At 36.4% G+C, this 9,201-nt stretch carries 6 protein-coding genes and 1 pseudogene; all 7 read left to right on the top strand.

Annotated features, from left to right (window positions below; all coding sequences use genetic code 11):
* Positions 1-297: pseudogene (locus ABEA66_RS22330) on the top strand (hypothetical protein); the annotation flags it as partial.
* Between the two features lie 104 nt (positions 298-401).
* A complete protein-coding gene (locus tag ABEA66_RS22325) occupies positions 402-1,499 on the top strand; it encodes a hypothetical protein (RefSeq protein WP_345590920.1) in 1,098 nt (365 codons plus the stop codon).
* A gap of 29 nt (positions 1,500-1,528) precedes the next feature.
* Positions 1,529-2,293: an SDR family NAD(P)-dependent oxidoreductase gene (locus tag ABEA66_RS22320; protein ID WP_345590918.1), complete on the top strand. Its 765-nt coding sequence runs from the start codon at positions 1,529-1,531 to the stop codon at positions 2,291-2,293.
* 873 nt (positions 2,294-3,166) lie between these two features.
* Complete coding sequence (locus ABEA66_RS22315) at positions 3,167-4,102, top strand: ABC transporter permease (RefSeq protein WP_377740993.1); 936 nt, start codon at positions 3,167-3,169, stop codon at positions 4,100-4,102.
* A gap of 1 nt (position 4,103) precedes the next feature.
* Positions 4,104-5,000, top strand: coding sequence for a carbohydrate ABC transporter permease (locus tag ABEA66_RS22310; protein ID WP_345590916.1), 897 nt, complete (start codon positions 4,104-4,106; stop codon positions 4,998-5,000).
* A 62-nt stretch (positions 5,001-5,062) separates the two neighbouring features.
* Positions 5,063-6,556, top strand: a complete 1,494-nt coding sequence (locus ABEA66_RS22305; RefSeq protein WP_345590914.1) for an extracellular solute-binding protein — start codon at positions 5,063-5,065, stop codon at positions 6,554-6,556.
* A 109-nt stretch (positions 6,557-6,665) separates the two neighbouring features.
* Entirely contained in the window at positions 6,666-8,990 is a 2,325-nt protein-coding gene (locus ABEA66_RS22300; RefSeq protein WP_345590912.1) for a helix-turn-helix domain-containing protein, read from the top strand.
* The last annotated feature ends 211 nt before the right edge of the window (positions 8,991-9,201 follow it).

The following is a 9,201-nucleotide window of genomic DNA, read 5'->3' as shown; positions in this document are numbered from 1 at the left end:
GTAGAGTTCAATATGGATATGTGGCCACCATTATCGATAACAAGACATTCGGATTTAAAGAATATGGAGTCAATGGAATCGTTAACTGCAGAATGCAAGTTCGATAATGGAGAATTAAAAGAGATTATCCTTCATCCTCAAGAATTCGGTTATGATGCTCCCATTTCACAAAGAGGCATTCCGAGAGTACCAAAACCTGAGGTAGCAGAGAGAATTTTAAAACGAATGCAAAGACTTTCAGAGTCATTTGGAACCAAAATTTCAATTGAAAATAACTTAGGCATCATCCGTCTTTAATAAGTTGAACTAGGTGTAACGTTGCTTGGAGGAGTGCTACTTGGTGCATTCTTCCAAGCTCTTGATATTGTTGTCGTATTAAAATGGAAAGGAAAGGTATGCAATTGGAAAAGACATATTTATTTTCAGGAGAAAAAATCTTGCACGGGGATGGATACCCAGCACTGACGAAATTTATTAAAGGAAATCCAATGGAAGCTCTAGTCGTCTTTATTCCAGGGGCTGGCCACACGGCTCGCATTTCATACGGTGGGCATGAGAATAGTCGGAGTGAAGATTTTCTTTCTCATTGGTTGGTTGACCAAGGATATAATTTTCTGGGGATATCCTATCCAATCGAGACAAGAAACCCAATTTTTTCAGAAGCATATCCGCATTTCAACATCAGATCGTGGGGAAAGCAAGCGGCGGAAATTGCAAAACATATAATAGAAGAGAATGGTTTAACTAAACGCATTATTTTCATTGTTTGGAGCAATGGTGGGAGAATTACTCAATCATTTAATGAATCGGCAATGAACCTTGGACTTGAAGTGAATTTTTGTGCGGCCTTTTCATCAACTCCTCCTAATATGGCTGTTGTAAAGTCGCCTCCTGTAAGGTTTTCACCAATCAGCATGGCTCCAAGTGGTTATGAAGATAGAACAAGGAGCTTCCAGGAGTGGTTTCATCAAATATCATGCAATGCATATCAGAACCACGAAATTATACCTAAAGAGATTTATTACAATGATTACGTGGGTAATATGCCAATTAATATTCAGGGAAGTGGATACAGATACGAAAATGGTTCATTTGTTCCTGACAATGGTGAGTTTACAGAAGATAGTAAAAATTATGATTTTGCTAATTTTCCTCTTATAGCTACAATTGTAACGGATAATGTTGTTGATGGTAGACACGCTCTAACTGACTACAGCTTGTGGGGATACTATCTTATTAACAAAATTTGTAGTAGTTATATTGAAAACAACAAAATAGATTTAACAAAATTACCTCCAGAAAATTGGAAAGCACTACTTGAGTTAGTAAATTCAGCACCTAGACAACTTACTGCAAGTACAAAGGGAAATCATTTTTTCTTTGTAGGTGAATCAGGTGCACGGAAATCAGCACGAGATATTAAGTACCTAGAACTTAAGGTAAATTCATTTAAAGCAACATTAGGGAAGCTCATAGGTGTCACAGATAAATTGGAGTAACTTTATTATTATAAGGAAGGTGAACATTAATGAGTATTCTAATGAAGAATAAAGCTGGTCTGGTAACGGGTGCAGGCTCCGGAATCGGAAGAGCAAGTGCATTAGCGTTTGCTCGTGAAGGAGCCAAGGTCATGGTTTCCGATTACAATCAAGAATTAGGAGAGGAAACTATACGTTTAATTAAGCTTGAAGGAGGAGAAGCATCTTTTTTTAAGTGCGATGTAAGTGATGAAGAACAGGTCAAATTGTTAATCGAAGCGACTGTTGAGAGATTTGGAAAATTGGATTTTGCGCATAACAATGCAGGTATCTCATCACCAACGGTTCCAATTGGTGAAATGAAAACAGAGGATTGGGATCGTACTATTAAAATAAACCTTTATGGTGTATTTTTTTGCATTAAACATGAAGTAAATGCCATGTTAAAGAATGGAGGTGGTGCCATCGTAAACACCTCTTCAGGTTCTGGTATTGAGGGGAATCCTAACATGGCACCCTATACTGCTTCAAAATTTGCAATTAATGGATTAACGAGAAGTGTGGCCATAGAATATGGAAAACACGGAATTCGCATAAACTCGATTTGTCCAGGAATGACAAGGACTCCATTGAATCAAACATTTTTTGAGAATTCTCCAGAACAAGCAGAAGCTTTACAAGCCATAATTCCTTTGAGAAGAGTATCTGAGCCTGAAGAACAAGGCAATGCTGCTGTTTGGTTATGCTCGGATATGGCAAAATATATTACCGGTGTCGCTCTTCCCGTGGACGGCGGTTTTGTAGCTGGGAAATAAGCTTTGGTTAGTAATGATGGTTATTATTTAGATGAAGGTGTCCTAGAAGCCGTGAAAGTGGCTATAGGGCACCTATTTTTTACCGGATACAAACCTTTTTCGATAACAACTTATAAAACAAAAGGCAGGCCGTGAACGGGTTAACAGATTCTATAAATACTCACTCAGCGATACGATCAAGTGAAGTGAATCGATATAGTCGAAGCAAAAGTGGAACCAGCAATTGCAGCTAAAGATGCAAAATGTAGTATTTTCCCAATAGTTGGACAATATGTTAAAGCTTTAGAAGCGGCACTGAACATGGGTACCTCTACTGATGTACGTTTGAGTTCCTTGAACTCGAGTGGGATGGTTCAAGCTGCAAATGTGGGATGCCATGCAAGAGATAAATTGAACACTTTAAATATTTGGGTTACGGATGCTGCCAATCACTGGAAGTTGGGACAAGGCCGCTCCAATCATGTTACGCGTATTGTGCAAATCTGAGAGTTGCTTATAAGTTAAATGGAGTAATCTAAGTATTTTGCAGATCAGCAGAACGCTAATGGCCGTTTGCGCTAAATATGGCCGACAAATCCGCATCCTTACAATAAGTTTAAAAGATAGGCGATAATGATTATAGACTATAATTGCACATATTTCGTAGTATGAAATCCAGACCTATAAGGTAATAATCAAATAATAATCAGGAGTTGATACAAAATGGTTATAAATAAGATTTCACTTGTTGTAATCGATCGTAAATGTATTTAAAACTGCTACATGTCATTACGCTGATGCGATTAAAAATCATTTTTGTATGCGCTATCATTTGAAGACTTATGAAAGAGAAATAGGAGGAGAGAGTGTTTGGTTCCATTAAAACAGGAAACGATGTATGCATTAGAGGGGAATAGGGCATCAAAGATATGGCTTCTCAAGATGGTAAAACATCACTTTTGGCTTTATTTGATGCTGCTTCCAGGCGTTCTTTATTTTATAATCTTTAAATATTTACCGATGTGGGGCGTGATCATTGCATTTAAAAATTACCAGCCATTCCTCGGGTTATGGAATAGTCCTTGGGTTGGGATTAACAACTTTACCAGACTATTCTCAGACCCAACATTTTGGATACTATTTAAGAATACGTTTATACTGGCCTTATATAATTTGTTATTCTTTTTCCCGTTACCCATCCTAATAGCAATTCTTTTAAATGAATTAAGTAAGGAAGTATTTAAGAGGACAATTCAAACGATGATTTATATACCCCACTTTGTATCATGGGTAGTTGTTGTAGGTATTGTGTATATGCTTTTTACCACTGAAGGCGGAATAGTGAATGAATGGATATATTCTCTTGGAGGAGAAAAAATTAATTTCCTTCTTAGTGCAGAATGGTTCCGTACGATGGTTACATCTGAAGTGATTTGGAAGGAAACAGGTTGGGGTACAATCATTTTTACTGCTGCTTTAGCTGGAATTGATCCACAGGTATATGAAGCAGCACGCATTGACGGCGCTGGTCGTTGGAAGCAAATTTGGCATGTTACTTTACCTTCAATACGTAGTACGATTATTATACTATTGATATTAAGATTAGGTAGTTTCCTTGATACAGGTTTTGAGCAGATATTTTTGATGCTTAATCCATTGAATCGAGAAGTCGGTGAAGTTTTTGATACCTACGTATACACACTAGGTTTAAGTCAAGGACAGTTCAGTTACAGTACTGCTGTTGGACTGTTCAAATCGGTTGTTAGTCTAATTCTTGTCATTGGAGCTAATTATATGGCTAAGAAGATTGGAGAAGAGGGAGTTTACTAACATGAGGGGAGAGAAAGAAGTGCCTCAAGAAAAACATTTTTGGAGCAGAACATTTAATGGTTTTAATTACATTTTCTTATCATGTGTTGCTTTTTTAGCTATTGCTCCATTCGTATATATTGTCGCATGTTCTTTTGCAACAGAACAAGAGATATTGCAGAAAGGGTTCATATTGTTCCCGACGCAGTTTACGCTAGACGGGTATAAATATATTTTCTCTACACCGGTCATTTTTAGAAGTTTAATGGTTTCAATACTCATTACAATTGTAGGAACCTTCATTAATCTACTACTGACTTCATTAATGGCATACCCGCTTTCACGAAAAGACATGCTTGGGCGGCAGAAAGTAATGTTCCTCATTGTGTTCTCAATGTTATTTAGCGGCGGTATGATACCTACTTTTCTTGTAGTAAAAGCAGTAGGATTACTCGATTCGTATTGGTCATTGATTCTTCCGGGAGCCATAAATGCGTTTAATTTAATAGTTTTAAGAAACTTTTTCCAGCAACTTCCCGATGGATTAGAAGAAGCAGCGAAAATGGATGGCTGCAACGACCTTTTAATCTTATTCCGTATTGTACTTCCCTTATCGATGCCCGCATTGGTAACGTTTGGTTTGTTCTACGCTGTAGGTCATTGGAACTCCTATTTTAGTGCTATTATGTTCATTAATGATGCAAGTATGTGGCCTGTCCAAGTGTTACTCCGCCAGATTGTTATTATGTCACAAAGCGGCGTAGGAGACGCGGATTCACTAAGCAATGCAGCATCCATATCGGCTCAGACTATTAAAATGGCGACAATCGTTATCTCTACTTTACCCATTTTGATGGTGTATCCATTTTTGCAGAAACATTTTGCAAAAGGTGTTCTTTTGGGGTCAGTCAAAGGATAGTTTTAATAAAAAAAGGGGTGCTTTGAGTGTTTATATCTGTGAAAAGTCGGAGATTATTGGTCGTGACGGTGAGTCTACTTTCGATGTTATCCCTTGAGGCTTGCTCCGGGTCAAAGGGAATGGAAGCAGTACAAAATAAGTCAAATGAAGATAAAAAATTAAATGAACCTGTCAAAATTACCGTGATGGCTCCTTTCATAAGCGCAGAACCCATTAAAAAGGAAAACCCAGGATTGAAGAAGCTTGAAGAATTGACAAATTCAAATTTGGAAATCAATTGGGTTCCCATTTCAGCGTACAATGATAAAGTGAATGTAACGATCGCCTCGAATAATCTGCCTAATGCTCTCGTTATTTACGATAATAAAGCGCCTAGTATTATTAATTCAGCCCGATCAGGGATGTTTTGGGAAATAGGGCCCTATCTGAAGGATTATAAAAACTTAAGTAAGATTAATTCAGTCGCATTAAATAATATTTCAGTGGACGGAAAAATTTACAGTTTGCCTCGTGAACGCCCTTTAGCTCGGAATGGAATAATTTTCCGCAAGGATTGGTTAGATCAACTTGGGCTAAGTGAACCTAAAAATGTCGATGATATATATGAAATTTTAAAAGCATTCACAAATCAAGACCCAGATAAAAATGGTAAGAACGATACCTACGGGTTAACTGAAAGCAAGGATTTTAGAGCCTTTGATGTGATGCTTGCTTATTTAGGTGGTTCTAATGGTTGGGAGGCAAAGGATAGTAGGTTGACTCCCAGTTTCATGACCAAAGAATATTTAGATACTATGAAGTTCTTTAAAAGACTTTATGATGAAAAGCTAATGAATCAGGATTTTCTTATTGCCAATGCTCAAATTAAGACCGATAATATTAATAATGGAAAAGCTGGCGTCTATATGGATTACGCTGCCAGTTCTTTAAACCACAAATTTGATGCCTTGTATAAAGCTAATCCAAAGGCGGATTTAGATGTGGTTACTCGGATAAACGGTACAAAAGGGGTACGAATACTATCTACGAGCGGCTATCTTGGAACCATTGCGTTTCCAAAAACAAGTGTTAAAACAGAAGGAGAGCTCAAACAGATCTTATCATTCTTTGATAACCTTTATGAAGATAATATTCAAGAATTAGTACTCTATGGGATAAAAGGAACTCATTATACGGATGAGAACGGTAAAAAAGCAATCAGCCCACAGCAGCAACAATTATATAGTAAAGAAATATCCGATATCGCTCAAATGTTTCCAATGGTATCAGATCAACCTAAGGATGGCGTACTCCCTGTAATGGTTAAAGCGATTAATATGGAGCATGACAATTTAAGTATTATTATCAATAATCCTACGGAGCCGCTGATATCTAATACTTATACTGAAAAAGGTACGGAGTTAGATAAAATTATACTGGACGCACGTGCAAAATTCATCATGGGTAAAATAGATGAGGCAAAGTGGAACAGTGAAATAGAACAATGGAAAAATAGCGGAGGAAATAAAATTATTGAGGAATATAGTACAGAGTACAATAAAATGTTGAGTAAATAAAATAAAAATGAGTAAGGGGGCGTTTAGGAAATTCAGCCTCCTTACTGCTATAACAAAGTATGTGATGCGGATATGGAGCGGGAAGTTGAGGAAAGGGTGCAGAGTAAAAATGTCCAAATCAAAATATTTTTTTAAATTATTTATGTTTAGTTTGTTCCTTGGAACCGTACCCGTTATAACATTAGGTTTATTCTCATTCTACCAATCCCGAGCATCAATAGAAGAAAAAGTGGAAGCTAGTAATATGCAAATTTTGCAAGAAACACAAATGAGAGTGGAGCAGGTCTTAAATACCCTAGATGCTACCATAACTCAATTTGTTAATACACCCATGGTTCGTAGTTCCTTGGACTTGCCTCTACATCAAGAATATTTTTCAGTTTATGATCAGCTGCTCGAAAGCATGCACCATTTGCAATCTTTAGAGCTCGGAGTAAGGGATGTATATTTAATAAATGCGCAGCAGAGATGGGTTATTAGTAACCAGCTTATGTCTTCAATTGAACAAGTTGATCAGATTGGCGAAGTAATGAAATATTTTGATGTACCCAAAAATGCTTTTTGGATTAACGAATTTAGTACGGAATTAGAACAATCAGGCAGCTCTGTGGCCAATAAATCGATTAATTTGAGCGGTATCAATTTAGTAAAAAAGTTGCCAATTAATTCGTTAAATTCAAAAGAACTTTTAATTGCTAACATTCCTTATGCTCAATTAAACAAATTAATTAACACTAATAAATCGTTGGGTGAAGTTGTGGTACTTGACCCCAATGGAACAGTCATAGCTCATTCTAACATAGACATGATTGGTAAGAATTTCCCCGCTTTGCTTCCTGACAATCACTTTAATTCAATTAAAGGGCATGATACAGGATATATACTAACTTCAATTAATCATACTAAGATTGGTGTGAGCTATAGAAAGTCTGACATGAACGGATGGATATATGTTTCTATTATTCCTATCAACCAAATATCTGAAGCTTCTACCTCAATAGGGATTTTCACTTTATTGATTTGCATTTCAATCTGGGTCATTACGCTCGCGATTTCTTTTCAAGGCTCTCGTAAGATGTATTCCCCGATAAAGTCATTGTATAAGGAAGCACTCACAGCAAAAACTGAGTTAAAAGAAGAGGTTCAGGCGAAAGATGAATTTCAGTTCATTGGGAATCAGATGCATTTTTTAAGGGAATTGCAAGAGAGACTAGAGAATCAATTAGTTGAGCAAAAAAATATGCTGCAGGAACATTTTGTGCTTAAATTATTGCTTGACGGAACAAGTCGGTCAGAAGTTAATGAAAAAATGCAGTTCCTTTGGCCTTCATTAAAGTGGCAGGGAATGTCTGTATTTACAATTCAAATAGACACATTAGATGGTACTAGGTTTCAAAGGGAAAATTATGAACTACTGTTATTTGCAATAAGCAACATCACAGGGGAATTACTTCCCAAAGACAGGAGATTGAATCCGATCATCATGCAGCAATCAATAGTGCTAGTGGTCGGAAATAACAATAACTCGGATGAAGAATTTAGGCATAAGCTTTATTGCGATGCTATGAGTATTCAGAAAGCTATAAACGAGTATTTACAGTTGAAAATAAGTATTGGAATTAGTCGAATATATCAAACATTGACTGAAACACCACGAGCCTACCAAGAAAGCTTAGAAGCACTACGATATAGAATTAGGCTAGGTCATGAAACGGTTCTTTTTATTGATAATGTGTTACCAAGACAGAATCAGCATTTCGGTTTTCCCATTAAAATTGAAAGCGATTTAATTGACGCATTAAAAATGTCTGATGTAGAAAAAGCGCATGATTTACTGGATCAGTTTTTGAAAAGCGTTTTAACTGTAAATATTAGTTTTCGTGAATCTCAAATAGCTTTAGTCCGATTGCTTAGTGATTTAATTCAAACACTTCAAGAAGCGGGAGAAGAATCTCTACCTTTTACTGATAGTCACAAATCAATATTCGATCAGTTGTTTGATCTACATACAGGACAAGAAATCGAAGAATGGTTCAGAGGACAAATTATTAAACCAATTATTATTTGTTTGGAGAAACAAAGGGGATTGCATCATCAAAAAATATCTCAAATGCTCAAAAATATTGTTCATGAGCAATTTGAGAGCGATTTAACATTGGAGATATGTGCAAGCAAGTTGAACTATCATCCAAATTATATTAGACAAGTCTTTCGTAAAGAAGTCGGTATGAACTTTAGTGATTATTTGGCACAGCACCGATTAAAAATAGCAAAAAAATGGCTTATTGAAACAGATATGAAGATTTTTGAAATATCAGAAAAACTAAAGTACAACAATCCTCAAAACTTTATCCGTTATTTCAGAAATATGGAGGGAATTACACCAGGACAATTTCGATCCAACTTAGGCAATTATCATAGTAAATCTCCTTAGGCTACTAGAGTCCTCATTATACAAGATTGTACCATAAGCCAGGAAACAAAAATTATGAAAAGTTAAATAGCATATTGCGGAAGGATTTATTTCTTAATTAGATTACTAAAATTGGAGGTTTTAAAATGGGGGAGAACAACAATATGTTAGCTTCAAAAGAATTATCACAGCATCCTGCTGTAAAAAAGGCACGCGATGAACACTTGCCTAA

The organism is Paenibacillus vulneris (assembly GCF_039543185.1).
Classification (GTDB): domain Bacteria; phylum Bacillota; class Bacilli; order Paenibacillales; family NBRC-103111; genus Paenibacillus_S; species Paenibacillus_S vulneris.
The sequence above is the reverse complement of the archived record's forward strand: the minus strand, read 5'-3'. Positions and strand labels throughout refer to the sequence as shown.

What these genes read in the sequence shown, in the direction of transcription:
- ABEA66_RS22320 (WP_345590918.1), top strand. Translation starts at nt 1,529, where the DNA reads ATGAGTATTCTAATGAAGAATAAAGCTGGTCTGGTAACGGGTGCAGGC.
- ABEA66_RS22315 (WP_377740993.1), top strand. Translation starts at nt 3,167, where the DNA reads ATGTATGCATTAGAGGGGAATAGGGCATCAAAGATATGGCTTCTCAAG.
- ABEA66_RS22310 (WP_345590916.1), top strand. Translation starts at nt 4,104, where the DNA reads ATGAGGGGAGAGAAAGAAGTGCCTCAAGAAAAACATTTTTGGAGCAGA.
- ABEA66_RS22300 (WP_345590912.1), top strand. Translation starts at nt 6,666, where the DNA reads ATGTCCAAATCAAAATATTTTTTTAAATTATTTATGTTTAGTTTGTTC.